The organism is Bradyrhizobium sp. KB893862 SZCCT0404 (assembly GCF_018130885.1).
In the GTDB taxonomy this organism is placed as follows: domain Bacteria; phylum Pseudomonadota; class Alphaproteobacteria; order Rhizobiales; family Xanthobacteraceae; genus Bradyrhizobium; species Bradyrhizobium stylosanthis.
Map to the genome: position 1 here is coordinate 693,560 of NZ_JAFCLT010000002.1, position 25,393 is coordinate 718,952.

At 66.3% G+C, this 25,393-nt stretch carries 24 protein-coding genes; 14 read left to right on the top strand and 10 right to left on the bottom strand.

The genetic code is table 11. From position 1 onward, the window contains the following. Window positions 1-5 precede the first annotated feature (5 nt). Window positions 6-1,037 (bottom strand): TRAP transporter substrate-binding protein, encoded by a 1,032-nt coding sequence (locus tag JQ617_RS12105; RefSeq protein ID WP_063689175.1) that lies wholly within the window; start codon window positions 1,035-1,037, stop codon window positions 6-8. Window positions 1,038-1,457: 420 nt separating this feature from the next. On the opposite strand from JQ617_RS12105, the gene JQ617_RS12110 reads away from it, so the two are divergent. Next, window positions 1,458-2,945, top strand: coding sequence for a caspase family protein (locus tag JQ617_RS12110; RefSeq protein ID WP_212026493.1), 1,488 nt, complete (start codon window positions 1,458-1,460; stop codon window positions 2,943-2,945). 414 nt (window positions 2,946-3,359) lie between these two features. Then, entirely contained in the window at window positions 3,360-5,045 is a 1,686-nt protein-coding gene (locus tag JQ617_RS12115) for a SulP family inorganic anion transporter (protein WP_212026494.1), read from the top strand. A gap of 192 nt (window positions 5,046-5,237) precedes the next feature. On the opposite strand, the gene JQ617_RS12120 is transcribed toward JQ617_RS12115, so the two are convergent. The 3 genes from JQ617_RS12120 to JQ617_RS12130 all read right to left on the bottom strand — a co-directional run bounded on the left by JQ617_RS12120 (window position 5,238) and on the right by JQ617_RS12130 (window position 8,653). Next, the gene (locus JQ617_RS12120; RefSeq protein WP_212026495.1) at window positions 5,238-5,600 is read right to left on the bottom strand and encodes a hypothetical protein; all 363 of its coding nucleotides are present in this window, start codon (window positions 5,598-5,600) and stop codon (window positions 5,238-5,240) included. A 121-nt stretch (window positions 5,601-5,721) separates the two neighbouring features. Then, window positions 5,722-7,044, bottom strand: a complete 1,323-nt coding sequence (locus tag JQ617_RS12125) for a Spy/CpxP family protein refolding chaperone (protein WP_212026496.1) — start codon at window positions 7,042-7,044, stop codon at window positions 5,722-5,724. A gap of 184 nt (window positions 7,045-7,228) precedes the next feature. Then, complete coding sequence (locus JQ617_RS12130) at window positions 7,229-8,653, bottom strand: FAD-binding oxidoreductase (protein WP_212026497.1); 1,425 nt, start codon at window positions 8,651-8,653, stop codon at window positions 7,229-7,231. 89 nt (window positions 8,654-8,742) lie between these two features. On the opposite strand from JQ617_RS12130, the gene JQ617_RS12135 reads away from it, so the two are divergent. Continuing rightward, window positions 8,743-9,237, top strand: a complete 495-nt coding sequence (locus tag JQ617_RS12135) for a thioesterase family protein (RefSeq protein ID WP_063689197.1) — start codon at window positions 8,743-8,745, stop codon at window positions 9,235-9,237. 5 nt (window positions 9,238-9,242) lie between these two features. Here the strand turns inward: JQ617_RS12135 and JQ617_RS12140 are convergent, their stop codons facing one another. Further along, window positions 9,243-9,413, bottom strand: a complete 171-nt coding sequence (locus JQ617_RS12140; RefSeq protein ID WP_014493008.1) for a DUF1328 domain-containing protein — start codon at window positions 9,411-9,413, stop codon at window positions 9,243-9,245. A 232-nt stretch (window positions 9,414-9,645) separates the two neighbouring features. On the opposite strand from JQ617_RS12140, the gene JQ617_RS12145 reads away from it, so the two are divergent. After that, window positions 9,646-12,210: an ATP-dependent helicase gene (locus JQ617_RS12145; RefSeq protein WP_212026498.1), complete on the top strand. Its 2,565-nt coding sequence runs from the start codon at window positions 9,646-9,648 to the stop codon at window positions 12,208-12,210. 44 nt (window positions 12,211-12,254) lie between these two features. Here the strand turns inward: JQ617_RS12145 and JQ617_RS12150 are convergent, their stop codons facing one another. Further along, entirely contained in the window at window positions 12,255-13,082 is an 828-nt protein-coding gene (locus JQ617_RS12150; RefSeq protein ID WP_212026499.1) for a hypothetical protein, read from the bottom strand. A gap of 76 nt (window positions 13,083-13,158) precedes the next feature. Here JQ617_RS12150 and JQ617_RS12155 point away from each other — a divergent pair, with 76 nt between their 5' ends. From JQ617_RS12155 to JQ617_RS12190, 8 genes are all read left to right on the top strand, one after another. Then, window positions 13,159-13,449: a type II toxin-antitoxin system HicB family antitoxin gene (locus JQ617_RS12155; protein WP_063689205.1), complete on the top strand. Its 291-nt coding sequence runs from the start codon at window positions 13,159-13,161 to the stop codon at window positions 13,447-13,449. 88 nt (window positions 13,450-13,537) lie between these two features. Next, a complete protein-coding gene (locus JQ617_RS12160; protein WP_063689208.1) occupies window positions 13,538-13,954 on the top strand; it encodes a hypothetical protein in 417 nt (138 codons plus the stop codon). Beyond that, a complete protein-coding gene (locus tag JQ617_RS12165; protein WP_212026500.1) occupies window positions 13,954-14,622 on the top strand; it encodes an OmpA family protein in 669 nt (222 codons plus the stop codon). Before JQ617_RS12160 ends, JQ617_RS12165 begins: the two co-directional genes overlap by 1 nt. Window positions 14,623-14,796: 174 nt before the next feature. Beyond that, a complete protein-coding gene (locus tag JQ617_RS12170; protein WP_212026501.1) occupies window positions 14,797-15,315 on the top strand; it encodes an Mpo1 family 2-hydroxy fatty acid dioxygenase in 519 nt (172 codons plus the stop codon). 29 nt (window positions 15,316-15,344) lie between these two features. Then, window positions 15,345-16,376: an NAD-dependent epimerase/dehydratase family protein gene (locus JQ617_RS12175; protein WP_212026502.1), complete on the top strand. Its 1,032-nt coding sequence runs from the start codon at window positions 15,345-15,347 to the stop codon at window positions 16,374-16,376. A gap of 27 nt (window positions 16,377-16,403) precedes the next feature. Beyond that, window positions 16,404-17,030 (top strand): methyltransferase family protein, encoded by a 627-nt coding sequence (locus tag JQ617_RS12180; protein ID WP_212026503.1) that lies wholly within the window; start codon window positions 16,404-16,406, stop codon window positions 17,028-17,030. Window positions 17,031-17,321: 291 nt separating this feature from the next. Further along, a complete protein-coding gene (locus JQ617_RS12185) occupies window positions 17,322-17,531 on the top strand; it encodes a hypothetical protein (RefSeq protein ID WP_212026504.1) in 210 nt (69 codons plus the stop codon). A gap of 120 nt (window positions 17,532-17,651) precedes the next feature. Continuing rightward, window positions 17,652-18,956: a PQQ-dependent sugar dehydrogenase gene (locus tag JQ617_RS12190; protein WP_063689219.1), complete on the top strand. Its 1,305-nt coding sequence runs from the start codon at window positions 17,652-17,654 to the stop codon at window positions 18,954-18,956. Window positions 18,957-19,156: 200 nt separating this feature from the next. Here JQ617_RS12190 and JQ617_RS12195 read toward each other — a convergent pair whose 3' ends face one another. Together JQ617_RS12195 and JQ617_RS12200 are read right to left on the bottom strand one after the other, a co-directional pair. Continuing rightward, complete coding sequence (locus tag JQ617_RS12195) at window positions 19,157-19,972, bottom strand: aspartate dehydrogenase (RefSeq protein ID WP_212026505.1); 816 nt, start codon at window positions 19,970-19,972, stop codon at window positions 19,157-19,159. 37 nt (window positions 19,973-20,009) lie between these two features. Further along, window positions 20,010-20,927 carry a LysR family transcriptional regulator gene (locus JQ617_RS12200; protein WP_212026506.1) on the bottom strand — a complete coding sequence of 306 codons (918 nt, stop codon included), beginning with the start codon at window positions 20,925-20,927 and terminating at the stop codon, window positions 20,010-20,012. Window positions 20,928-21,215: 288 nt separating this feature from the next. On the opposite strand from JQ617_RS12200, the gene JQ617_RS12205 reads away from it, so the two are divergent. Together JQ617_RS12205 and JQ617_RS12210 are read left to right on the top strand one after the other, a co-directional pair. Next, the gene (locus JQ617_RS12205; RefSeq protein ID WP_212026507.1) at window positions 21,216-22,514 is read left to right on the top strand and encodes an MFS transporter; all 1,299 of its coding nucleotides are present in this window, start codon (window positions 21,216-21,218) and stop codon (window positions 22,512-22,514) included. A gap of 21 nt (window positions 22,515-22,535) precedes the next feature. Next, window positions 22,536-23,609: a tartrate dehydrogenase gene (locus JQ617_RS12210; RefSeq protein WP_212026508.1), complete on the top strand. Its 1,074-nt coding sequence runs from the start codon at window positions 22,536-22,538 to the stop codon at window positions 23,607-23,609. Between the two features lie 30 nt (window positions 23,610-23,639). On the opposite strand, the gene JQ617_RS12215 is transcribed toward JQ617_RS12210, so the two are convergent. Further along, window positions 23,640-24,494, bottom strand: coding sequence for a tetratricopeptide repeat protein (locus tag JQ617_RS12215; protein WP_212026509.1), 855 nt, complete (start codon window positions 24,492-24,494; stop codon window positions 23,640-23,642). A 12-nt stretch (window positions 24,495-24,506) separates the two neighbouring features. After that, window positions 24,507-25,136 carry a FecR family protein gene (locus JQ617_RS12220; protein ID WP_249156964.1) on the bottom strand — a complete coding sequence of 210 codons (630 nt, stop codon included), beginning with the start codon at window positions 25,134-25,136 and terminating at the stop codon, window positions 24,507-24,509. Window positions 25,137-25,393: the final 257 nt, after the last annotated feature.

Consider the following 25,393-nt stretch of genomic DNA (forward strand, 5'->3'; position numbering starts at 1 on the left):
CCATGTCAGGCTTGCGTCGCGCGGACGATGTCGATGACGGCCTTGGAGTCCGGCCGCGCCTTGATGAAGTTCTCGATCTGCGGAGCGACGCGCTTCTTGAACGCCTCGCGGTCGCATTCGGCGACCGTCACGCCCTTCTCGCCGAGCGCCGCCAGCGCCTCCTTCTCGACCGCGAGCCCGTGGGCGCGGGTGTCGGCCGCCGCTTTCTTCGCAGCATCGAGGAAGCCCTCGCGCAGCTTCGGGTCCATGCGGTTGTAGGTCATGTCGCTGAAATAGATCGCGAGCGGCGAGAAATTGTGCTGCGTCAGCGCGTAGAATTTCGAGGTTTCGAAGAACTTGCTGGCGAGGATCGTCGGCGGATCGTGCTCGAGGCCGTCGAGCACGCCGGCCTGCAGGGCGGTGTAGATCTCGCCGAAAGCCAGCGGCGTCGCGGCCGCGCCCATCAGGCGCAGACATTCGGTGATGACGGGATTGGGCAGGGTGCGGATCTTGAGGCCGGCGAGATCCTCCGGCGTCTTCACAGGCTTCTTCGCCAGCACGCTGCGCGAGCCGAAATTGTAGGCCCAGGCGATGATGCGGATGTTGCCGCCCTTGAGCAGGGCGTCCTCGATCGGCTTGGCGGCGCCGGCGTCGAACGCCTTGGTCTGCTGCGGGAAGCTCGAGAACAGGAAGCCGAGATCGAAGGTGCCGACCAGCGGCACCAGATTGGCCGAGATCGACGAGCCCGACACCATGAGGTCGATGACGCCGAGCTTGACCGAGTTGATGACGTCGATTTCCTGGCCGAGCTGGTTGTCGGGGAAGAAGGCGACCTCGACCTGCTCGCCGAGCCCGTTGCCCTTCAGGTTCTTGACGAGGTTGTCGTAGTAGACGCGGCCGTTGGCGTATTTGGGATCGTTCGGCAGCGAGGAGGAGCATTTCAGCTTCAGCGTCGCCGCTTCGGCGCGGCCGATGATGGCGGGAGAGAGCACGAGGCCGGCGGTGACCGCCGCCGATGACTTGATGAACGCGCGACGGTTCACGGGCACGATGGTCATGGTGCGGTCTCTCCCCAAGCATTCTTGTTTACGGCCGTGATCGTTGTCACGGCCTGTTGTGCGGACTGTATGGCCAAAGCGACGGCACAGGCAAGGGACGCGCATCCCGCCGCCGCGCGCGGTGCGGTGAACAGCGCGCGCACGAGCGACGCGCGAAAACCGCCATGTTGTCTCGGGAATTTCGGCGAGTTCGGCCTGTGGCGCAATGTGCGAACGGGCGCCCTTTCGCGCGCGCGGCGATCAATCCAATTGGCGCATGGATCAATGCGCAATTCACATGGATCGTGCCGAAACGATGCTCCGGCAGACACCCTGCCCCATTTTGCCGCACAAGCAGAGTGATCCAGCGCACAGACAGTGTCATGGCGGGCCCATAGAAAAGGTGACATCCTCGCGCGCATTGCCGATGGAGGTGACACCATGCGCCGTCCAGTCCTTTCCAATTTCCTGCTTGCGTCCGGCCTGCTTGCTTTCACGCAATTGATGACACCGACCGACGCCGCCGCCGAAGCGCGGCTCGCGCTCGTGATCGGCCAATCCGCCTATCGCACCGTACCGGAGCTGCCCAACGCCGCCAACGACGCCAAGGGCATGACCGAGCTGCTCGGCAATGCCGGCTTCAGCGTCACGTCCGCTGCCAATCTCGGTCAGAACGAGATGCGCGCGGCGATCTCGGACTTCGCCGGCAAGGTCAGCGCCAGCGGCGCCGACACCGTCGCGCTGGTGTTCTATGCCGGCCACGGCCTGCAGATCGACGGCGAGAACTATCTCGTGCCCGTCGACCTCGATCCCAAGCGCGAGGCCGACATTCCGCTCCAGGGCGTGCGGCTGAACGACATGCTCAACACGCTCGGCGCGCTGCCGACGCGGGCGCGCATCTTCATGCTGGACGCCTGCCGCAACAATCCGTTCCCGGCGCTCAGCGGCGCCGGCCACGGGCTTGCGATCGTCGACACCAAGGCCGGCGCGCCCGGCTCCTTCATTTCCTATTCGACCTCGCCCGGCGCCGAAGCCGAGGACGGCAACGGCCTCGACAGCCCCTACACCACCGCCGCGCTGACCGTCGCCAAGCAGCCCAACCTGCCGATCGAGGAGGTGTTCAAGCGCATCCGCGTCGCGGTGGCGCAATCGACCGACGGACGGCAGATCCCCTGGGAAAGCTCGTCGCTGACGACCGATTTCAGGTTCTTCGGCGGCGAGAGCAGCGGTCAGCCCACTCTCCCGGGCGCATCCGCCATGGCGCTCGCCAGCGGCACGCGCAGCGTCGCGGAGTGGCGTAAGGATCTGCAGGGCAAGGAGGCCAAGGTCGCCTACGAGCTCGTGCTCACCGACGACACCGTCGAGGCGTATCAGGCCTATATCGAGCTCTACACCCAGGACGCCCGCACCCCGCGCCTGCGCACGGTGGTGGAACGCCGGCGCCAGATGCTGGCCTGGGAGCGCGCGGTCGCCATCAACACCCGCGCCTCGTTCGAGGCCTATCTTGCCAATTGGGACAACAGCGACCTCGCGGCAACCGCGCGCCGGCTGCTGCTCCGCGTGCAGAACCGCAACTATGCCTTGCCGGTTGCCGGCGCGGCCATCCCCGCTCCGGTCGCCGTCGCGATGGCGCCGACCTGCCCTTGCTCGACGCCCACGCCTCCGGCTTCGCCGCTCAACCCGGCTGTCGCGCCCGTGATCAAGAAGCGCGTCGACGACACGCCGCCGAAGCGCAAGGTGGTCGAGACCCCGCCGAAGCCGCGCCGTCCGCCGCCCGAAGAAGTGGTCTACGAGCGCGCACCGCCGCCGGATCGCGGCCCGCCGCCCGGCGCCGTGATGCAAGGCATCGGCATCGGGATCGGCATCGGCATGGGCATGGGTGGCGGCGGTCGCGGCGGCGATTACCACAACGACCGCGGCCGGTACTGAGGCTGACGCCTGATGCGGAGGACCGATTGGTCCTCCGTCATTGCGAGCGAAGCAATCCAGGCTGCCGCTGAGAGATTCTGTCGTCGCTGCGCTCCTCGCAACGACGACACTGCTACCTCCGTCATCCTGAGGTGCGAGGCACGGGACGCATCGCGTCCCTGACCTCTCGTGTCCCGGACGCGGTGCGGCACGAAGTGCCACTCCGCAGAGCCGGGACCCATCGTGCCGCTCGGTACGTCGCTGCATGGGTCCCGGCTCTGCGCAGCAGCGCACCGGACGATGCTTCGCATCGCCGGGAGCGCTGCAGCGCGTCCGGGACACGGGAGTTGCGGATGTCGATCATCTGCCGCCTCCACGGCCGGAAATGCTGTAGTCTGTTCCACCGACGCCAGTCATTCCGGGGATTGCTCATCGATGCCGCACGACGCTCACGCCAAGGGCTCAAACGGGCACCCATGGCCGCTGTTCCGTTCGCTCGCCTCCTATTCCCTGCCGGGCGACCTGATGGCGGGGCTGACATTGGCGGCGATTGCGATCCCCGAGCAGATGGCGACCGCGCGGCTCGGCGGGTTTGCGCCGCAGATCGGCTTCTTCGCTTTCATGGCCGGCTCGCTCGGCTTTGCGCTGCTCGGCGGCAACCGCTTTTTGTCCTGCGGCGCAGACTCCACGATCACGCCGATCTTCGCCGGCGGGCTCGCGGCGCTCGCGGCCACCGGCACGCCCGAATACCAGGGCCTTGCGATCGCGCTGGCGCTGATGGTCGGCGCGATGATGCTCGCCGGCGGCGCTTTCCGTCTCGGCGGCATCGCCAACCTTTTGTCAGTGCCTGTCATGGTCGGCTTCCTCGCCGGCATCTCCGTCCACATCATCGTCTCGCAATTGCCGGGCGTGCTGGGATTGCCATCGCCGAGCGGGCCGACGCTCGATCGCATCGGCGTGCTCGCGGGCGAGCTTGGCCGCAGCAACCCTTTCACGCTGTGTATCGGCTTCGGCGTGCTTGCGGCCGTCTTCATCTCCGAGAGGGTCAGCGCGAAAATCCCGGGCGCGCTGATTGGCCTCGTCGGCGCAACGCTGGCCACGATCGCGCTCGGCCTCGAAGGCAAGGGCGTCAGTGTCGTCGGCAGCGTGCCGGGCACGCTGCCGCGGCCGACCTTCCCCGAGCTCGCACCGGAGCTGTGGGTTCGCCTCGTCCCGCTCGCCTTCGTCATCACGGTCGTGGTGATGGTGCAGACCGCCGCGACCACGCGATCCTTTCCGTCCGATCCCGACAAGCCCGCCGATGTCGACCGCGATTTCCTCGGTGCGGGCGCCGGCAGCGTGCTGTCCGGGCTGTTCGGGGCGTTTCCGGTCAACGCCAGCCCGCCGCGCACGGGGATCGTCGCGGAGACCGGCGGACAGTCGCAGCTCGCGGGGCTCGCGGCCGCGGCAATCGTGCTGGCGCTGCTCGCATTCGGCACGGGGCTGCTGCAGCACGTTCCCGACGCGGCGCTCGGCGGCATCCTGCTGTTCGTGGCGCTGCGCATCATCCGCGTGAAGCAGATCGTGACGATCTACCGCCAGTCGCCGAGCGAGTTCCTGCTGATCCTCGCCACCGCCGCGCTGATCATCGTGCTGCCGATCCAGCAGGGTGCCTTCCTCGGCATCACGCTGTCGCTGCTGCACGGCATCTGGAGCACGACACGGGCACGCCTGGTCGAGTTCGAGCGCGTGCCCGGCACGACGATCTGGTGGCCGGCGCATCCGCATATCAGCGGCGAGCGCGTCGACGGCGTCGCCGTGATCGGACTGCAGGCGCCGCTGTCCTTCCTCAACGCGCCGGGGTTCCGCAACGACGTGGCGAACGTGCTCGGCACGGCAACGCCCCGATTGCTGGTGCTGGAGGCGAGCGGCATGGTCGAGATCGACTTCACCGCCGCGCAGATCCTGCTGGACGTGTTCAAGGCCTGCGACGAGCAGGGCGTCACGGTGGCGCTGGCACGGCTGGAATCGGTGCGCGCGCAGGCGGCGTTCGAGCGGTTCAGATTGTTCGACACCCTGCCGCGCGAACACGTCTTCCACAGCGTGGACGAGGCCGTGCGCAAGCTGGCGAAGGCGGAATAGGTGCGGTACGCCGGCCGAGCCGCGGGCTCGGTGCACCTCTCCCGCTTGCGGGAGAGGTCGACACGCTCGAAGAGCGTGGCGGGTGAGGGCTTTCTCCTCTAGGGGATTGTCCCGTTGCGGAGATACCCTCTCCCCGACCCTCCCCCGCAGGCGGGGGAGGGAGCGCACCGGCATTGCCGCAATAGTCGAACCTCACTCCACGAGTGTCGGATGATCCTGCTGCACCGTCTCGCGGATCCAGCTGGCGTGGATCGCGCGGAACAGGATCTGCGCGGTCTTGAGGTCGTTCGCCTTCATGCAGAGATCGACGATGCGATGCACCGCGTCGTCGCGCATCAGCCCGTCCGAGATCTTCATCGCGATCTCCATCGCGACCTTGCCCGCGCGCTCGTAGCGCGCGCTCTCGCGCTTGTCGCCCTGCGCGGCCCGCGCCGCGCTTGCGGCCGCTGCCTCGCAGATCGCGCGGATGCGCGCGGCCGCCTCGATGTCGCCGAGCGGCCCCTCGATCGGTTCGTCCCAGATGTCATGACGCGTCTTGCGCGCGAACCACTTCATCGCCTCACCATCTGCGATCTTCGAGCCGCCCTGCTGCCGCGCTTCAGCCTCTCTCCAGCATAGAGAAGCCTGCCGGGATCGGCGAGACGATTTTCCCGTCACATTCCGGCCTGATGCGCATTCAGGACGTCCGGCGCGGTCCGATGGCCTCGAACTGCGCCTTCTGCTCGTCGTTCAGCGTGGCGTAGAAATCCTCGAGCGCCGCGCGCACCGACTTGACGCCCTCGAGCATCGTATCGAGCCGCTTGCGGACCGCCGCCATTCGCGCCGGCGGCGTCATCACCTCGCTTGGCTGGCAGGCCGCCTTGAGCGACGCGCTGGCCTTGGCACTGGCATCCTGGAGCACCTGCAGCGCGGCGCGCTGCGTGTCGTTGGGGCGAAGCCGGGTCTCGATGTCGGTACCGGGCCATTCGAGCGCAGCGGGCGCAGCGCACGTCTGGACCAGCGATCCCCCGCTGCTGCCGGACGCCGCTACACGGCGCTGATCCTCTGCCAGCGCATTGAAGCGCGCTTTCTGCTCGTCGGTGAGCGAGCCATAGAAGCTGTCGAGGGCGGGCTGGACGAGATCGACGGCTTTCACCATCGCCTCGACCCGCTGCTGCATCGCCGCCAGCCGGCCGGGCGCCGTTGCCGCGACCTGCGTCGGACAGGAGGTGCGGATCAGCGCCGCAGCGTCGATCGAGGCATTGCCGAGCGCATCCAGATTGGCGCCTTGCGCCTCGGTCGGCTGCACCGAAGCGGCGATCTGGTCGATCGGCAGACCGACGATCTCGCGGCGGTCGCTGCCGCACAGTTGATCCAGCGCAACGCCGCGCGCCGCCCGGCGCCGCCCCTGCGGCGGCGGCGGCAGATAGGCCGACAGGCCGTCATAGCCGTAGGGGCCGAACAGGCCGGCATAGATGTCCGGATAGCCGTAGCCCCAGAAGCCGAGACCGTCGCCCCAGATCGTGTAGTCGTAGAGATCGTTGTAGGCGAACGGCCAGAACAGCGGGCCGACCCAGCCATAGCCGCCGCCCGCATGCTGCCACCATCCGCTGCTCGCGCCATGCCAGCCGGCGAGCGCGGCCGCCGCCGTGATCTGGGCCCGCGCCGCCGGATTGCCGATCAGGCGACCGTTGCGGAAAGCGCTGGAATGCAGGTTGAGAGCGTTGCGGAAATTCGCAGGCCGCACCGACGCATTGCGGATCTGACCGAAATTCGAACCGTGGCGACCGGTCGCAAACCGCATCGCGCCATGATGACCGCCGCCATGCGCATGCCCGAAGCCGTGGCCGCGGAAATGGCCGCCGCCGTGATGACCACCACCGTGATGGCCGCCACCGTGCCCGCCGCCGTGACCACCACCATGACCGCCGCCGTGGCCGCCGCCGCCCTTGCCCAGGGCCGTCCCTGCCAGCAGGCAGGCAATCGCCATCGCGGCAATTCCAATGACGGGTCGCAACATCGCATCCTCCCGAGAAGCCGCGCCATTGAGGCATCGGAAATTGTCGGGAATTGGAACCAACCGGACCGTCGAAAGTTCCGCTGACCGCAGCGCAGCGGACTGCGCCAAAGCACGCGACGAGGTTGCGATAAACCGTCATCGCGCTTCAGGTTGTTGCTTGAGCCCTTAAAGCCCGGATCGTGCCCTAGGCCTCCGGCACGATCTTTCCGGGATTGAAGATGTTGAGCGGATCGAGCGCCTTCTTCAGCGCCCGCATCGCGTCCAGCGCCTCGGGGCCGAGCTCGGCCTTGAGGTATTTCTGCTTGCCCTGGCCGATGCCGTGCTCGCCGGTGCAGGTGCCGTCCATCGACTGGGCGCGCTCGACCAGCCGATGCATGAATTCCTCGCCGCGCGCCATCTCGGCCGCGTCGTTGGTGTCACACACGAGCGAGCAGTGGAAATTGCCGTCACCGACATGGCCGACGATCGGCGACAGGAGATTGAGGCGCTTGAGATCCTCTTCGGTCTCGCTGACGCAATCGGCAAGCCGCGAGATCGGCACGCAGACGTCGGTTGCGACCACGCCGATGCTGTCGCCGGGACGCAGCGCCTTCACGGACCAATAGGCGTCGTGCCGCGCCTGCCACAGCTTGGTGCGATCCTCCGGCTTGGTGGTCCAGGAGAAATCGCCGCCGCCGCAATCCCTAGCGATCTCGCCGAACGCCTTGGACTGCTCGGCGACCTCGATCTCGCTGCCGTGGAATTCCATCAGCAGCAGCGGCGTCTCCGGCAGCGTCAGCTTCGAATACGCGTTGCAGGCCTTCACCTGGGCGGCATTGAGCAGCTCGATGCGCGCGACGGGAATGCCGGTCTGGATCGCCAGGATCACGGCCTGACACGCCCCGTGCACGGTCTCGAACGACACCGCGCCGGCCGCGATCGTGTCGGGGATGCCGCGCAGGCGGATGGTCAGCTCCGAGATGATGCCGAGCGTGCCTTCGGCGCCGACGAACAGATGCGTCAAATCGTAGCCCGCGGACGACTTCTTGGCGCGCGTCCCCGTCGTGATGATCTCGCCGTCGCCGCGCACCACCTTCAGCGCCAGCACGCTGTCGCGCATGGTGCCGTAGCGCACCGCATTGGTGCCGGAGGCGCGGGTCGAGGCCATGCCGCCAAGCGAGGCGTCGGCGCCGGGGTCGATCGGGAAGAACAGGCCCTGGTCGCGCAGGTGCTCGTTGAGCGCCTTGCGGGTGACGCCGGGCTGGATCACGCAGTCGAGGTCCTCGGCATGGACCGCGAGCACCTTGTTCATGTCGCGCAAATCGATCGAGATGCCGCCGGCGGGCGCATTGATCTGGCCCTCGAGCGAGGTGCCGGTGCCGAAGGGAATGACCGGCACGCGGTGCTTCGCGCAGATCCGCACCACGTCCTGGATGTCGGCGGTCTCCTGCGCCATCACGACGCCATCCGGCGGCTGGTTGACGATCCACGTGGTGGTATGGCCGTGCTGCTCGCGGACGGCCTGAGAAGTGATGAGACGGTTGCCGAAGCGTGCGGCAAGCTGCTCCAGCGCGCTCGCGAGGGCTTTCGGCTCCGGCCGCGGCGGATTATTGGTGATGGTCGTACCCACGGAAATTTCCTCCCGACGAGAAGAGACCGTGGCAAAGGACATATAACCGGTCAAGTCAAGGGACCGGACGCATAGCTTGGGAAGGATACATGCCGGAGACAGCCACCGCCGAGCCGTTCCGCTCGTCGATCATGCAGATCGAGCCGCAATGGATCGACTATAACGGCCACCTCAACATGGCCTATTACAACGTGATGTTCGACCGCGCGATCGACCAGATGTGGCTGCAGCTCGGGATCGGGCCTGGATACATGAAGGAGCGCAACGGCTCGACCTTCACCGCCGAATGCCATGTGCGGTATCTGCGCGAGATCCATCTCGGCGATCCCGTGCAGGTCTCGGTCTGGCTGCTGGAGGCCGACGACAAGCGGCTGCACACATTCCAGGAGCTGCGACACGCGACCGAGGGCTGGCTGTCGGCCACCTCGGAGAACATGTCGCTGCATATCGACATGGGGTCGCGCAAGGTGGCGGCCTTCCCGCCCGACATCCGCGAGCGCATTGCGACCGTGGTCAAGGCCCACGGCGCCGTGCCGCGGCCCGAGGGCATCGGCCGGAACGTGGCGATGCCCTCGAAGCGGTAGGCCCGCTATATCCTGCGGCCGCGGGCGAGGCCGACCACGGCCGAGACCAGGAACAGGACGACCGCGATGAAGAAGATGATCTTGGCGATCTCGATCGAGGCGCCGGCGATGCCGCCGAAGCCCAGGATGCCGGCGATCAGTGCGATAACCAGAAACGTCACAACCCAGCCTAGCATGGTCAAACCCTCGTCTTGATGTCTCTCGGCACGGTTGGCCGCGCCACCTGTCCAGACAATCTCGACGCGGGAACGATGGTTCCGGCACGTAAAGCGGCGAAATTCGCTGCCTTCGCTGGAACAATTTGGCCGGCTGCGCACGTGGAAAACCCCGCGCGGACGCCCCATATAGGCACCAATCCCTGTTAAGAAGGCTCCCTTCCGCCACCCCGCGGTGCCATCGTGGGGCCGAATGATTCGCATGACCGAGCCGAGCAAGATCACCAGCGTACCCGACCACCAGCCCGCAGCCGGCGGCATCGCCGCGCGTGCGCGCGCCTCCGTGGGCCCGAAATATCTCACCGGGCTCAATCCCGAGCAGCGCGAGGCGGTGGAGACGCTGGACGGCCCGGTCCTGGTGCTGGCCGGCGCCGGCACCGGCAAGACGCGCGTGCTGACCACGCGCATCGCCCATATCCTCAGCCAGGGCCGCGCCCGCCCCGCCGAGATCCTGTCGGTGACCTTCACCAACAAGGCCGCGCGCGAGATGAAGCACCGGCTCGGCCAGATGCTCGGCCACGCCGTCGAGGGCATGCCGTGGCTCGGCACCTTCCACTCCATCGGCGGCCGCATCCTGCGTTTCCATGCCGAGCTCGCACAGCTCAAGTCGAACTTCACCGTGCTCGACGTCGACGACCAGGTGCGGCTGCTCAAGCAGCTGCTGCAGGCCGAGAACATCGACGACAAGCGCTGGCCGGCGCGCATGCTCGCGGGCCTGATCGACGGCTGGAAGAACCGCGGCCTGATGCCGTCGCAGGTGCCCTCCGGCGAAGCCGCTGTGTTCGCCAACGGCAAGGGCGGCAAGCTCTATGCGAGCTATCAGGAGCGGCTGAAGATCTTGAACGCCGCCGATTTCGGCGATCTGCTGCTGGAGAACATCCGGATCTTCCGCGAGCACCCGGATATTCTCAGGCAGTACCAGCAGCGCTTCAAGTTCATCCTGGTCGACGAGTACCAGGATACGAACGTCGCGCAATATCTGTGGCTGCGGCTGCTGTCGCAGGCGCCGTCGAAGCCGACCACGCCTACCGTCATTCCGGGGCGCGTCGAAGACGCGAACCCGGAATCCGGAGATGAGTCCGACGATCGAGATTCCGGGTCTGCGCCGTCGGCGCATCCCGGAATGACGGTTGCTCCCACCGGTCCCACCAAGAACATCTGCTGCGTCGGCGACGACGACCAGTCGATCTATGGCTGGCGCGGTGCCGAGGTCGACAACATCCTGCGCTTCGACCATGATTTCCCCGGCGCGAAGGTCATCCGCCTCGAGCGCAATTACCGCTCGACCGGCCACATCCTCGCCGCCGCCTCGCATCTGATCGCGCACAACGAAGGCCGGCTCGGCAAGACGCTGCGCACCGAGGACCATGACGGCGAGAAGGTCACCGTCACCGGCTCCTGGGATTCGGAAGAGGAAGCCCGCGGCATCGGCGAGGAGATCGAGCAGATCCAGCGCAAGGGCGAGAAGCTCAACGAGATCGCCATTCTCGTGCGCGCCTCCTACCAGATGCGCGAGTTCGAAGACCGCTTCGTCACGCTCGGCCTTCCCTATCGCGTCATCGGCGGCCCGCGCTTCTACGAGCGCGCCGAGATCCGCGATGCGCTGGCCTATTTGCGCGTGATCAATTCGCCGGCCGACGACCTCGCCTTCGAGCGCATCGTCAACGTGCCCAAGCGCGGGCTCGGCGATGCCACCGTGCAGATGCTGCACGACCACGCCCGCAAGCGCCGCATTCCCTTGTTCGAGGCGGCGCGCGCCGTGGTCGAGACCGACGAGCTGAAGCCGAAGGCGCGCGGATCCTTGCGCGAGGTCGTCGCCCAGTTCGACCGCTGGCGCGCCCAGCGCGAGGTCACCGCGCACACCGATCTCGCCCAGATCGTGCTCGACGAGAGCGGCTATACCGAGATGTGGCAGAAGGACCGCTCGGCCGACGCCGCGGGTCGGCTCGAAAACCTCAAAGAGCTCGTGCGCTCGATGGAGGAGTTCGAGAACCTGCAAGGGTTTTTGGAGCACATCTCGCTGGTGATGGACCGCGACGGCGGCGCCGAGGACGACGCGGTGTCGCTGATGACGCTGCATTCGGCCAAGGGTCTCGAATTCGACAACGTATTCCTGCCCGGCTGGGAGGAAGGCCTGTTCCCGAGCCAGCGCACGCTGGACGAGCAGGGCCGCGCGGGTCTCGAAGAGGAGCGCCGGCTCGGCCATGTCGGCATCACCCGCGCGCGCCGCCGCGCCATGATCTATTTCGCGACCAACCGGCGCATCCATGGCACCTGGTCGACCACGATCCCCTCGCGCTTCCTCGACGAATTGCCGGCAGCCAATGTCGAGATCACGGAGTCCAAAGGCGGCTCGGCCTGGGGCGGCACCGGCGGCTATGGTGCCTCGCGCTTCGACGACATGGAGGCGTTCGGCTCCAGCTATTCGACGCCCGGCTGGCAGCGGGCGCAAGCCAACCGCAATCGTGGCGGTGGCCGTAGTGGCGGCTTCGAGGAAAAAGCCGAGACGTTCTCCTCCGCGTCATCGGGCCCTGATTTCGGCAGCTTCTCCTCGCGCCGGCGCGGTCCCCTGACCATCGAGGGCGAGCTGGTCGCCAAGTCCACCGGCACGACTTCCGAATTCGCGCTCGACGACCGCGTGTTCCACCAGAAATTCGGCTACGGCCGCGTCACCAAGATCGACGGCAACAAGCTCACCATCGCCTTCGACAAGGCCGGCGAGAAGAAGGTCGTGGACAGCTTCGTGCAGCGGGCGTGAGCCCGCCTCGCGCGCAAGACTTCCCTCAATAGCCCCCCTTCAACTCAGCCCTTCAGGATGTCGGCGCCCCGGTCGTAGATCATCTGGTCGACGTGCCCGGCGCCCCGTGCAATGTCGAGGCGCCAGCCCAGCTCCACGCCGAGGCTCCTGGCCAGCTGCCTGCAATGTTCGAAATGCCAGAGGCCGCGCGCGAGGCGATGAGGTCCCTGTGCCATCGCCTCGTCCCAGCGCGGCAGATGCGGGTCATCAGGGTCGTTGTCGGCATCGCCCAGCAGGATGACCAAGGGGCGCTCCAGATAATTTCGCAAATGGCCGGGATCGAGGCCAATCCCTCCCATCCCGTCCGGATAGTCCTTGGCGAGATCAGGCAGCATGTAGCAGCCGCAATTGGCGGCCACGGCGAGATCAACGGATGGGGCCTCGTTCAGCGCGAGATAGCGCAGCACGAATTGCGCGCCCGCGGAGTTGCCGAACAGGCCGAAGGTCTCCCGGCTGGACCCGATCGCGTCTCGAACATGGTGAAACAGCCGGTCGACCGTCTCGAAATTCCAATGATCGCGCGGCAGGACCGCATTGTCGGGCGGCGGCCGCCGCACGCCGCCGAAATTGTACGCATGGACGCCCGGAAACTGGTCCGGATCGAACTCCGGTACCAGCACGATCTGCCCGTTGCGTTCGGCTTGCGGCGCGAGCAGATCGCGAAACTCCGCCGCAGCCCGGTCGACGCCGTGCATCGCGACGACGATGCGCGTGCGCCGGTCGCTCGCTCGCGGGCAAAACGAGAAGACCCGCATCGAACGTGGCGACGGCACGGCGCCATCGTCGCGGAACACGAACGAGCCGGCCCCCTCGGCCAGAGTTAATTTGCTCAATTGCTTGCCTCCTCGGATCAGGTCGTCATAAGTGACGCAAAGCCAGCGGCACAACCTTCACGGCCACCGATCTGCCATGCCCCACTACGTCGCCATCATCGATGAAGCCGACCCGGACGACGGCGTCAGCCTGTGGTTTCCCGATCTGCCGGGCTGCATGTCCGGCGGCGACGACGCCGACGAGGCCCTGGAGAACGCATCCGAGGCGCTCGCGCTTTATGCGCAGGACCTGATCGCGGACGGCCGGCAGCTTCCCCCGCCGCGGACGCTGGCCGAGCTGGAGGCCGACCCTGCCATGGCCGACGACCTCAGGAACCACACGGCCGTCCTGGTCGAATGGCCGCCCCGCCCCGACGCCGACGAGTGAGGACTGTTCGCCGCACTCGCCGGACCTTCGACAGTTCTCCGCTGAACAGCCCTTGACCATCGCGAACTTCCCCGTATCAGATAAACCCATGGTCCGGGGCTCCATCACATTGATCGTGCTGGCATTGGTTATGCCGTCGCTTGCGGCGGCGGAGACCATGAGCTTTGGCGATTCGATCGGGAAGCTGGCGGCGAGCTGCGGCGCGGAAATCGTCGCCAATTGCCGCGGCGTCAACCCGGATTCGACCCGGCTGAAGGAATGCCTGTCGCGCAACCGCGACGTGCTCTCGCCGCAATGCGCGAGCGACTATTTCGGCGTCTTCGACGCCATCCAGAAGCGGGTTGCCGCGCGCGTCACGGTGGCGAATGCCTGCCAGCGCGAGATCGTCAAGGTCTGCGGCGGCTCGACCAAGGAGACCAGCAAGTCGATCCCCTGCCTGGTCTCGACGCCCAAGGGCATCAGCAACAACTGCCTGAAGGCCGTCGACGACGCGGGGTATCGCTGATGCGCGCGTCCAGGATCGCCCTCGCGCTTGGTATGACTTTTGGCTTTGCACTGCTTGCGGGCATCGCGCGTGCGCAGACGGCGGCGCCGACCCGCGACGACATCGTCGGCAAGCTGAGCCACTTCGAAGAGGCCGGCGAGGTCGATCTTCCCGCGCTGAAGACGCAGGTGATGGAACGCGCCAAGGCCAGGATCAAGAACGACCCGGGTCCGGTGAACCGGCCGCCGATCGCGCCCGACCTCGCCAAGCTGCCTACCTTCAACGCGCAGATCCAGTTCGACGCCGACACGCCGATCATCCAGCCGGCGTCCTACCAGACCGTCGGCCGCATCGCGGATGCGCTGGTTCACTCCTCGCTGCTGCCCTACACCTTCCTGATCGTCGGCCACGTCGAGTCCAATACGAAGACGCGCGAGGCCAACGCGATCCTGAGCCAGCGCCGCGCCGACGCGATCCGCGACGTGCTGGTGAACACGTTCAAGATCTCGACCAAGCGGCTGCATCCGATCGGCCTCGGCGAGGAGCAGTTCCTCGACCGTGCCAAGCCGACGTCGGCGGTCAACGGTCAGCTGCAGATACTGACCTATGCCAAGATACCGGAGGACGCGCCCGCGCATCCGGCTGCGGCACCTGCGCCTGCGGCGAAAAAGCCCGCCAAGAAACGGTGAGCAGACGCGGCCTGGCGTCCGGCGGAACCCTTTGAAGTCTTGCCGGTTTTGTGATCTGTCCCACAGCGCGACGGTATGGTTTTGCGCGACAATAGCGCCGGTTTGTGCACCGCCCTATCCGGTGCTATAGGCTTTTTTCGTCCTTCCCCCGACCACGTGCAGCATGAGACCAAGATGGGTGGCTTTTTCCAACGCCAACTTGCCGTTTACGTCGAGTACCATCGCGATCCCCGGAACACGGCGATGCATGTGGTCGGCATTCTCCTGCTGTTCACGGGCGCGGTCATGCCGCTGACGCTGGTGAAGGTCCCCCTGTTCGGACACGAGTTCAGCCTGGCCGTGATCCTGGCCCTGCCGGTCCTGGTTTACTGGCTGCTGCTCGACGTGGCGCTCGGGGCCGGCATTCTGGCCGTCTCCATCGTGCTGTTCTCGATCGCGACAGCCATCGCGACCGGGGTCAGCACCGTCGCGATGTGGGCGATTTTCGCCGTCCTGGTCGGGCTCGGCTTCGCCGCGCAGGCCATCGGCCATAAGGTTTTTGAGGGGCGCGAGGCCTCGCTGTTCACGTTTCCCTCGCATCTTTTGCTCGGACCGATGTTTGTCATGGCAAAATTATTTATTGCATTGGGCTTCCGTCGCGACCTTGCCGCGATTCTGGCGCCTCTTCCGGCCAATTCCCTTTCAACCCGATAGCTCCAGAAGCGAAACAGCAAACCTTCTTCATGGCTCTCGTACTGGTTACCGGTGGCAGCGGTTTCATCGGACATCATCTCGTAGAAGCGCTCCGCGCCCGTGGGCAGCGGGTGCGCGTGCTCGATGTTCGTCCGCCGGCCGCCGCCAACGCCGAAATCGACTATGTTCATGGCTCCGTGCTGGATGACGCCGCGGTGGACACCGCGCTGGCCGGCGTCGACCAAGTGTATCATCTCGCCGGCCTGCCCGGCATGTGGGTCGCCAACAAGCAGGACTTCCACGACGTCAATTTCCGCGGCACCGAGATCGTGCTCGCGGCGGCGATGAAGCGTGGCGTGTCGCGTTTCCTGCACTGCTCGACGGAATCGATCCTGTTCCCCTATACCGACCTCAACGGCGTTCCCGCCGAAGAGGCGCTGCAGCCGGCCGACGCGATGCCAGGCGCCTATACGCGGTCGAAGTCGCTCGCCGAGCATCACGCGGCCAAGGCCGCGGCCGCCGGCTTTCCGCTGGTGATCGGCACACCGACCATGCCGATCGGCGCTGCCGACCACAATCTGACGCCGCCGACCGCGATGCTCTGGTACTTCCTGCAGAAGAAGGTGCAGCCGCATCTCAACTTCCTGGTCAATCTCGTCGACGTCCGCGATGTCGCCATGGGCCTCGTGCTGACCATGGAGCGCGGCCGCATCGGCCAGCGCTACATCCTCGGCGGCGACTGCGTGCCGCTCGGGCGGATCCTGCGGATGATGTCGGTGATGAGCGGCCGCCGCCAGTTCCCGGTCGTCGTGCCCGGCAAGATCGCCGAGCTGTCCGGCGTCATGCTCGAATATCTCGCCGACAATTACACGCGCCGGCCGCCCAACGGCACCGCCGAGGGCGTGCGCATTGCGCTGGCCGCGAACGATCTCTCGATCGGCAAGGCGCGCACCGAGCTAGGCTATTCGCCGCGCCCGATCGAGCCGGTCCTGCGCGAAACCATCACCCATCTGCTCGCCCGCAACGGCCAGCTGCCCTCCGGCGCCATCGAGCATCACGCGCTCTCCTCGCGCGCGGGCTGACGCCGCCGCCCAACGCAAAGAACCTTCATGTCCTTCGATTTCAGCAAGCTTCTCTCCGTGGCCTGGGGTGGCTGGACCACGGCCTGGCCGACCGAACTCCTGGCCTTGATCTGGCTCGCCTTTCTCCTCAGCTGGGTCGGCGCCTCGTTCTGGCAGGGCCGGACCAAGAAGCAGGTCATGACGCTGGAGTCGCAGCGCTACAGCCTGCCGATCCTGGTCGGCGGCATCCTGTACACGCCCTTTGTTGCGGAGCTCCTGGGCTGGAAGCCGCTCTGGGTGCCCGGCAACACCGGCGTCGCCATCGCCGCGGTTCTCTCAATCGCCGGCATCGCCTTCGCATGGTGGGGTCGGCTGCATCTTGGAAAATTCTGGTCCAACACCATCACCCACAAGGAAGACCACCGGGTCATCGACACCGGCCCCTATGGCATCGTGCGCCACCCGATCTACACGGGACTGATCTTCGGCATGCTGGTGACCGGCGTTGCGATCGGCCTCGTCACGACGATCCTCGGCGCGATCCTGATCTCGCTCGGCATGTGGCAGAAGGGCCGGATGGAAGAGGTGTTCCTGTCGAAGGAGCTCGGCGAGGACGCCTACGGCGCCTATTGCCGCCGCGTGCCGATGATCATCCCGTTCACGTCGCCGCGGTGAGGTTCACGCGCCAGCGCTGACTACCGGCATTGCGCTGACACCAAATCCGTCATCCTGAGGTGCGAGGTTCGCGATGCGGATGCATCGCGAGCCGAGCCTCGAAGGATGGTACGGCCGAGATGCAGCCGGGCTGTCCATCCTTCGAGGCTCCCCATGTGGCGCGCTGCGCCCCATGGCTCGCACCTCAGGATGACGGGATAGATTGGTAAGCGCGGAACCATCTTCCAGGAACCGCCCCTCCGCTCACCCGTTACCCCCTCGACACCTGCACCAATCGCAGAGCATCGAGCCATGTCGGACGCCTACGATTATTTCCGCGCGCATGCGATCGCCGCCGTCCGCAAGGCGCGGGCGCTGCCGCCGGGGCGGCCGAAGCAGAAGCAGCGCACGGTGGCGCGGGTCTATCACCTGCTATCCAAGGAAGCCGCGCTCGCGCCGAACGTCCATCACCTCGAGGATTTTCGCATGGCGCGGCGGCTGGAGCGGCAGATCGGCCGCTGATCTCTCTCCATGCAAATTTGGTCGGCTGCCATTCCGCAGGAATTGATCCCGCCGGCATGCCGCACAGGTTGACGTGTGCCCCGTCAGCCAGTTGGATGCGCGCGCAAACAGGGGCTCCTCATGACATTTTCCAGCATCTTCGCGCAGTTCGTCGCTCTGCTCGGCGGCATCGCGCTGCAATGGCGCAAGCTCTCGGGCACCGTGCCCGCGCCCGCCTGGGGCCAGACGCCCGCCATTCCCGAAGCGAAGCCGCAAGGCGCGATCCCGACGCTGAAGATGCCGACCGCACGCGGCTGGCGTGATGGCGAGAAGCCGACCGTCGCGCCCGGCCTCAAGGTCAACGCGTTCGCTGGCGGGCTCGACCATCCGCGCTGGATCGAGGTGCTGCCCAACGGCGACGTGCTGATCGCGGAAGCGACGCAGATCGCAGGTGCCCCGCGCAGCGTGTTTCACTATGCGATGCAGGCGACGATGCGCCGCGCCGCGGCGCTCGGCGTCTCCGCCAACCGCATCACTCTGCTGCGCGACAAGGACGGCGACGGCGTCGCCGAACATCGCGGCGCCTTCATGGAAAACCTCAACCAGCCGTTCGGCATGGCGCTGGTCGGCGACACCTTCTATGTCGGCAACACCGACGGCGTGATGGCGTTTCCCTACGTCGCCAATGCCGACCGCATCACCGCGCCGGGCAAGCGGCTCACGACGTTCAAGCCGAGCGGCCACTGGACGCGCAGCCTGCTCGCAAGCCCCGACGGCAAGAAGCTCTATGCCGGTGTCGGCTCGCTCAGCAACATCGCCGAGATGGGCATGGAGGTCGAGGAAGGCCGCGCCGCGGTCTACGAGCTCGATCTCGCCGCCGGCACGCACCGCATCTTCGGCGCCGGACTGCGCAATCCCGTGGGACTTGCCTGGGAGCCGAACACGAATGTGCTCTGGACCGTCGTCAACGAGCGCGACGGCCTCGGCGACGAGACGCCGCCCGACTATCTGACCTCGGTGCGCGACGGCGGCTTCTACGGCTGGCCCTATTGCTACTGGGGCAAGACGGTGGACGATCGCGTGCCGCAGGATGCGGCGATGGTCGCCAAGGCGCTGCAACCGGACTACGCGCTCGGCGGCCACACCGCTTCGCTCGGCCTGTGCTGGATGCCCGCAGGGACCCTGCCCGGCTTCGGCGACGGCATGGTGATCGGCCAGCACGGCTCGTGGAATCGCAGCACGCTGTCCGGCTACAAGCTGGTGTTCATCCCGTTCGAGAACGGCAAGCCGTCCGGCCCCGGCCGCGACATCCTGTCGGGCTTCCTGTCCCCCGACGAGAAGGAATCCTACGGCCGCCCGGTCGGCGTCGTGATCGGCCCCGACAAGAAGTCGCTGCTGATGGCCGACGACGTCGGCAACGTGATCTGGCGCGTGACGGGGGCGTAGAAAAGAAATGCGCTGAGGTCAGCGCCAAGAGCGAGCGTCTCGGCGTTCCATCATCCTGAGATGCGAGTGGCGCGATGCAAAGCATCGTGCCGGGAGCCTCGAAGGAGATGAATGGGCACGATGCAGCCGAGCCGTCGCCCTTCGAGGCTCGCCGAAGAGGCGAGCACCTCAGGGGGACGGTGATGGAGCGCCTCAACCCATCATGTTCCCACGCACAAAGTCGCGCGCTGCTTGCGGAGCAGCGCGATCACGGAGAGTGCGGTGATCATGCCCGTCTTGGGATTCTCGGACGGGACGTTCTCGATGCCCATCGAGAACCGCGCCGAATCCGCCTCGACCTCGATGCGGTGAACGTTGCGCGTCACGGTGGGATCGGCCCAGACCTGCATCTGGGTGCGATCGGGCCCGATGCCTGCCAGCGACAGCGCCACGGCAACATTGACGTTCGCCGGAAAACCCTTCGCCGCCTCGCGCGCGCTGCCCTCGAACAGTTTCAGCGGCTCGCGCAGATTGTCGATGTCGATGTTGTTCTGGACGATGAACGGCGCGCCCTTCAGCCCGTCGACCGGCTTGCGCGTCACCATTTTCACCGAATGGATGGTACCGACCGCGGCGGCGTTGACAGCATCGAGGCCGATCAGCGCGCCGGTCGGGACGAGGATGCGGCCGCCATTGGCGCGGGCGAGATCGACAAGATCGAAATTGTCGAGCAATCCACCGACGCTGACGACGACCGCGGCCCTGCCCCGCCTCACCGCGGGCTCGACGATCGCGCGGAGCTGGCTGCTCGGCACGCATTCCACCACGATGTCGGCGGCCTCACCGAGCTGATCGAGCGCCAGGATTTGCGGCGGACGGCGCAGGCCGCCGATGAAGGCCTGATGCTTGGCGGGGTCGCGCACGGCGACGGCCGCGAGCGACAGGCCTTCGATGCCCTGGTCGAGCGCGGTTGCGATCTTGGTGCCGATCGAGCCCAGCCCCGCAATGGCCACCCGCAATTCGTTCCGATCCGTCATTGCATCACACCTTCTGTCCGCACCCAGTCATAGCCGCTCACGCCTCCCGCGCATAGCTGCGCAGGCGCGTCTCCAGCACTGCCAGCATGGCATCGCGGGCCGGATCGCGCGAGCCGCGCAGCCAGGCGGCGGCGAGCGGCAGGCGGCCGACGGGGCCGTTCTGCCTCGGCCGGAGCGGCACGAAGCGCACGCCCGAGACCGCCATCCGCGTGGTCCAGCGCGGCACGATGGCGACACCGAGCCTGGTTGCGACGAGGTTGATGATGGTCTGCTTCTCGTCGGCGACCTGCACGATGCGCGGCGTCAGCCCGGCCTGCTCGAACAGCTTGACCGTGAGGTCGTGGCTGTGCGGCCGCGAACGGCGGTCCGGCACCAGCATCGCCTCGTCGGCGATGTCGGCCAGCGTGATCGATTTGCGCGCGGCCAGGGCGTGCCGCTGCGGGAACGCGACGATGGCGGTCTCCTGCAGCAGGTCGCGGAATTCGAGCCGCTTGTCGGCACGATCGGGCGGGCGGACGAAGGCGAGATCGAGCGCGCCGGTCAGGATCTTCGGGAGCAGCCGGACGGTCTTGTCCTCCAGCAGCTGCACCGCGATCTCCGGATGCCCGTCACGGAAATCGCGCAGCAGCGGCGGCAGCAATCCCGCCGCCGCGCTGTCGATGGCGCCGACCCGCAGCCGCCGCGCAGCCCCCGCACGCGATCGGTTGCGCAAATTGCTCTCGACCGCCTCGACCCTGGCGAGGATGGCACGAGCATCGCGCAGCAGCGTGGTGCCGTCTTCGGTCAGCGAGACCGCGCGCGTGGTCCGCGCGAACAGGCGCGTGCCGAGGTCCTCCTCCAGCAGCCTGATCTGGCGGCCGAGCGCCGAGGGCAGCATCTGCAGCTGCTGCGCCGCGCGGCCGAAATGCAGCTGCTCGGCCGCCGCCACGAAGCATCTGAGCTGATGCAATTCCATCAAACGTCCTCTCGTCTCGCCTCAGGCAACCGCATTGTATGAGGTCGTCATGGCCGGGCTTGTCCCGGCCATCCACGCCTTTCCCCGCGGCGCGAAGAACGTGGATGCCCGGGACAAGCCCGGGCATGACGCTGTGGAAGCTTCAGTGCGTCCAACGCTGACCTCACACGTGATCGCCTCCCGAGGATTATATCATTTTTTTGTATAAACCAGCGCCAATTGAGTATGCCTCCTGCCCCCGACTAGGCTTGCCGCCTCACAACAAACCAGAACTTGAGGGAGGCCAGGGTGGCGAGCGAGATTCAGACGCGCGTGCTGCGCAAGATCACCTGGCGCATCGTTCCCTTCATCATGCTGCTGTACTTCGTGGCCTTCATCGACCGCGTCAACATCGGCTTTGCCTCGCTGACGATGAACAAGGACATCGGCCTGTCGCCCGCCGTCTACGGCTTCGGCGCCGGGATCTTCTTCTGGGGCTATTTCCTGTTCGAGGTGCCCTCCAACATCATCCTGCACAAGATCGGCGCGCGGATCTGGATCGCGCGGGTGATGATCACCTGGGGCCTAGTCTCGGCTGCGATGGCGTTCGTGCAGGGGCCGACCAGCTTCTACATCCTGCGCTTCCTGCTCGGGGTTGCCGAGGCCGGCTTCTTCCCCGGCATCATCCTCTACCTCTCCTATTGGTTCCCGGCGCGTCAGCGCGCGGCAGTCACCGCACTGTTCATGGCGGCCGCGCCGCTCTCGACCGTGCTGGGCTCGCCGATCTCGGGCGCGCTGCTGGAGATGGACGGCCTGTTCGGCTTCAAGGGCTGGCAATGGCTGTTCGTGCTGGAGGCGCTGCCGGCCGTGCTGCTTGGTTTCGTCGTGCTCGGCTTCCTCACCGACCGGCCCGAAAAGGCCAAGTGGCTCGCCGACGACGAGCGGCGCTGGCTGGTCGAGACCATGAACGTCGAGACCACCAGCAAAGCCGCGACCGCGAGCCACAGCATCTGGCGGGGGCTTGCCGATCCGCGGGTGCTGGCGCTGTCGCTGATCTATTTCGGCACCTCCGCGGGCCTCTACACGCTCGGCGTCTGGGCGCCGCAGATCATCAGGCAGTTCGGCCTCTCCACGCTCCAGGTCGGCTTCCTCAATGCGCTGCCGGCGACCGCCGCCGTCGTCGCCATGATCCTGTGGGCGCGGCATTCAGATCGCACCGGCGAGCGCACCTGGCACGTCGTATGGGCCTGCCTGATCGCCGCAGCCGGGCTCGCCTATGCCGGGCTCGCGGCCGGCGTCGTCGCCGTGCTGCTCGCACTGACGCTGGTCAATATCGGCATCTCCTCGGCAAAGCCGCCGCTATGGAGCATGCCGACGCTGTTCCTGTCCGGCCCCGCGGCCGCGGCCGGCATCGCCACCATCAACTCGATCGGCAATCTCGGCGGCTTCGTCGGACCCGCCATGATCGGCTGGATCAAGGACCAAACCGGCAGTTTCGTCGGCGGGCTCTACTTCGTCAGCGGCCTGCTCGTTCTCTCCGCGGTCCTCACCTTGCTATTGTCGCGCGCGAAGACCGCGCCCGTCGAACCTGTCCCGCAATCCCACTGATATCTCAAACGGAGCACATCCATGCGCACCCATTCCATCGCAGCCATTCCCGCCGACGGCATCGGCCCCGAGGTGATCTCTGCGGGCGTCCGCGTGCTGGAGGCTCTCGCAAAACGCAGCGGCGACCTTGCCTTCAACGTCAAGACGTTCGACTGGGGCTCGGAATATTACAAGAAGCACGGCGTGATGATGCCGGCGGACGGCCTTGCCGAGCTCAAGAAGTTCGACGCGATCTATTTCGGCGCGGTCGGCGCGCCTGATGTGCCCGACCACATCACGCTGTGGGGCCTGCGCCTGCCGATCTGCCAGGGCTTTGACCAATACGCCAATGTGCGACCGACAAAAATCCTGCCCGGCGTCGCCTCGCCGCTGCGCAATGTCGGCGTCGGCGATCTCGACTGGGTGATCGTGCGCGAGAATTCGGAAGGCGAATATGCCGGCATGGGCGGCCGCGCCCACAAGGGCCTGCCGGAAGAGGTCGGCACGGAAGTGGCGGTGTTCACCCGCGTCGGCGTTAGCAGGATCATGCGCTACGCGTTCCAGCTCGCACAGTCGCGGCCGCGCAAGTTCCTGACCGTCGTGACGAAGTCGAACGCGCAGCGCCACGGCATGGTGATGTGGGACGAGATCGCCGCGGAAGTCGCGACCGAATTCCCCGACGTGACCTGGGACAAGATGCTGGTCGACGCCATGACGGTGCGCATGACGCTGCACCCGAAGAGCCTCGACACCATCGTCGCGACCAATTTGCACGCCGACATCCTCTCCGATCTTGCCGGCGCACTGGCGGGCAGCCTCGGCGTGGCGCCGACCGGCAACATCGATCCGCAGCGCCGCTTCCCCTCGATGTTCGAGCCGATCCACGGCTCGGCCTTCGACATCACCGGCAAGGGCATCGCCAACCCGGTCGCGACGTTCTGGACCGGCGCGCAGATGCTCGAGCATCTCGGTGAGAAGGACGCGGCGTCGCGGCTGATGGCGGCCGTCGAGCGCGTCTGCGCGGCCGGCGTGCTGACGCCTGACGTCGGCGGCAAGGCCACGACCAAGGACGTGACGGATGCGGTGATCGACGCGATCCACGGCTCGAACGTCTAGCAGACCGATGTCGTCGGGCCGATCCTGCCGTCACTGCACGCCATAGCGGGCGAACGCGTCGGCGACCTTGAGGTCGATCAGCTTGGCCGCCGCGACGTCGCGGTCGCCGCCGGCGTTGTCGCCCTGCCTCAACCTGGCAAGTCCGCGTCCATAGAGCGCGCTTGCCAGGTTTGGCGCCAAGCGCAGCGCGGAACTGTAGTCGTCGACGGCCGCGGCGAACTGCCCCATCTTCAGACGGATCAGCGCACGTGAATCGTAGGTCGCGGCGTCATTCGACCCCGATTGAATGACCTTGTCGCAGTCGTCCAGCCCGGCCTGCAGTTCGCCGATGATCGCTCGGGTCCAGCAGCGTCCGCTCCTTGCCCATGTCAAATTCGGATCGAGACGGATGGCCTCGTCGAAGTCCTGCACGGCCCGGTCATATCGGTTCAGCTTCAGGTAGGCTTCCGCGCGATTGGCGAAGGCGCCGCCATAGGCCGGGTCGAGCCTGATCGCCTCGTCGAAGGACTTGACCGCGTCCTCATAGGCGCCCTTCCGCAGATAGGCGACGCCGCGATTGTTCACCGGCTTGACATAGTTTGGGGCGAGCTCGATCGCCCGATCGAAATCGCTGATCGCACGGTCGTACTCCGCCGCCGCGGCAAACGCGTTGCCGCGATTGTTGTAAGCCAGAGCCAGCGCGGCGGGCTTAGTATCACCCGAATTGATCAGCGCCGTGCAGCCGGCGACCCGGACCTGGGTCGGAATGCGGTCCGTGCCGTTGCACTGCTCGATGTTCTTGAGGTGGCTGTTCTTCTGCGGCTGCTGCGCGGCCGCCGGCAACCCAAGCGACAGCATCACGAGTACAGTCGCGACGCTGTCGGTGATGGCGGCCCTGATGGTCATGCCCCTGTCGCTTCAGCATCCTCTGCAGATGTTCGACCTGGGACCGCTCCCCTGCTCGGGCATGACAGCAGTCGCGTGCTTCTTTGCAAGCTTGCTCTTGCCCTCTTCGATGAGCGTCGAAAACTTGACCGTGCCGTCATCCGCAATTTCGATGTGCGGCGTGGTGCCCCGGATTCCCATCGTCGCAACGGGCGTGTCGACCTTCATGTCGCCGGTCTTCGCGATCTGGCCGGCGACGAATGTCGCTGTGCCTTTGGCCAGGTTGAAAAATGTCGCGTTGGACTTGCCGTCGGGATCGTAAACGTACTCATCCAGGGTCATGCGCGCGTTGCTCGACAGATTGAACGAGGAGCCATCGCTGAAATTGATGCTGACCCGGCTGTCCGCACCGGTTCGCACCACGTCAAGCAGATACACGGCATCGCCGGTCTTTGCCTGAGCGGCATCACCGAGGTTCGCCTGGACGACGGCAGCACCCTTGTGCTCGATCGAGACCGAACCTGTGACGGCTACGACCTTGCCGATCGGTTTCGGCACAGCATCATCGGCGCCACGTATCACGGGATTGACTGGAGCCTGCGCTTGCGCAGCAAGACCGCTCGCAGATGCCAGAATGAAACCAGTCGCCAGAACCGCAATCATATGTCTGCACATGACCCGCCCTTTCCGAGAAGGATCTGGTTTGCGAGCCGCTCGATGGAGCTGTATGAGCCCTGGGCGAGGCTCGCAATTCGTGCATTGCCAATAACTACAACCTGAATTGGTCCTAACGGACCTGCCTTCCAGACAAAGTATTTTTCCGAAACTGATGTTAGGCCCAAGCCGTTTGCCTGACCAGAGAAAGTAAGCTAAATTTAACGCTGCTCGATCGTCAACTTCTTGAGAGCGCAAATTGCAAT

Bases quoted from the DNA above. Each gene is read 5' to 3' on its own strand.
- JQ617_RS12105 (WP_063689175.1), bottom strand. From the start codon at position 1,037: ATGACCATCGTGCCCGTGAACCGTCGCGCGTTCATCAAGTCATCGGCG.
- JQ617_RS12110 (WP_212026493.1), top strand. From the start codon at position 1,458: ATGCGCCGTCCAGTCCTTTCCAATTTCCTGCTTGCGTCCGGCCTGCTT.
- JQ617_RS12115 (WP_212026494.1), top strand. From the start codon at position 3,360: ATGCCGCACGACGCTCACGCCAAGGGCTCAAACGGGCACCCATGGCCG.
- JQ617_RS12120 (WP_212026495.1), bottom strand. From the start codon at position 5,600: ATGAAGTGGTTCGCGCGCAAGACGCGTCATGACATCTGGGACGAACCG.
- JQ617_RS12125 (WP_212026496.1), bottom strand. From the start codon at position 7,044: ATGTTGCGACCCGTCATTGGAATTGCCGCGATGGCGATTGCCTGCCTG.
- JQ617_RS12135 (WP_063689197.1), top strand. From the start codon at position 8,743: ATGCCGGAGACAGCCACCGCCGAGCCGTTCCGCTCGTCGATCATGCAG.
- JQ617_RS12140 (WP_014493008.1), bottom strand. From the start codon at position 9,413: ATGCTAGGCTGGGTTGTGACGTTTCTGGTTATCGCACTGATCGCCGGC.
- JQ617_RS12145 (WP_212026498.1), top strand. From the start codon at position 9,646: ATGATTCGCATGACCGAGCCGAGCAAGATCACCAGCGTACCCGACCAC.
- JQ617_RS12155 (WP_063689205.1), top strand. From the start codon at position 13,159: ATGCCCCACTACGTCGCCATCATCGATGAAGCCGACCCGGACGACGGC.
- JQ617_RS12160 (WP_063689208.1), top strand. From the start codon at position 13,538: ATGGTCCGGGGCTCCATCACATTGATCGTGCTGGCATTGGTTATGCCG.
- JQ617_RS12165 (WP_212026500.1), top strand. From the start codon at position 13,954: ATGCGCGCGTCCAGGATCGCCCTCGCGCTTGGTATGACTTTTGGCTTT.
- JQ617_RS12170 (WP_212026501.1), top strand. From the start codon at position 14,797: ATGGGTGGCTTTTTCCAACGCCAACTTGCCGTTTACGTCGAGTACCAT.
- JQ617_RS12175 (WP_212026502.1), top strand. From the start codon at position 15,345: ATGGCTCTCGTACTGGTTACCGGTGGCAGCGGTTTCATCGGACATCAT.
- JQ617_RS12180 (WP_212026503.1), top strand. From the start codon at position 16,404: ATGTCCTTCGATTTCAGCAAGCTTCTCTCCGTGGCCTGGGGTGGCTGG.
- JQ617_RS12185 (WP_212026504.1), top strand. From the start codon at position 17,322: ATGTCGGACGCCTACGATTATTTCCGCGCGCATGCGATCGCCGCCGTC.
- JQ617_RS12190 (WP_063689219.1), top strand. From the start codon at position 17,652: ATGACATTTTCCAGCATCTTCGCGCAGTTCGTCGCTCTGCTCGGCGGC.
- JQ617_RS12195 (WP_212026505.1), bottom strand. From the start codon at position 19,972: ATGACGGATCGGAACGAATTGCGGGTGGCCATTGCGGGGCTGGGCTCG.
- JQ617_RS12200 (WP_212026506.1), bottom strand. From the start codon at position 20,927: ATGGAATTGCATCAGCTCAGATGCTTCGTGGCGGCGGCCGAGCAGCTG.
- JQ617_RS12210 (WP_212026508.1), top strand. From the start codon at position 22,536: ATGCGCACCCATTCCATCGCAGCCATTCCCGCCGACGGCATCGGCCCC.
- JQ617_RS12215 (WP_212026509.1), bottom strand. From the start codon at position 24,494: ATGACCATCAGGGCCGCCATCACCGACAGCGTCGCGACTGTACTCGTG.
- JQ617_RS12220 (WP_249156964.1), bottom strand. From the start codon at position 25,136: ATGATTGCGGTTCTGGCGACTGGTTTCATTCTGGCATCTGCGAGCGGT.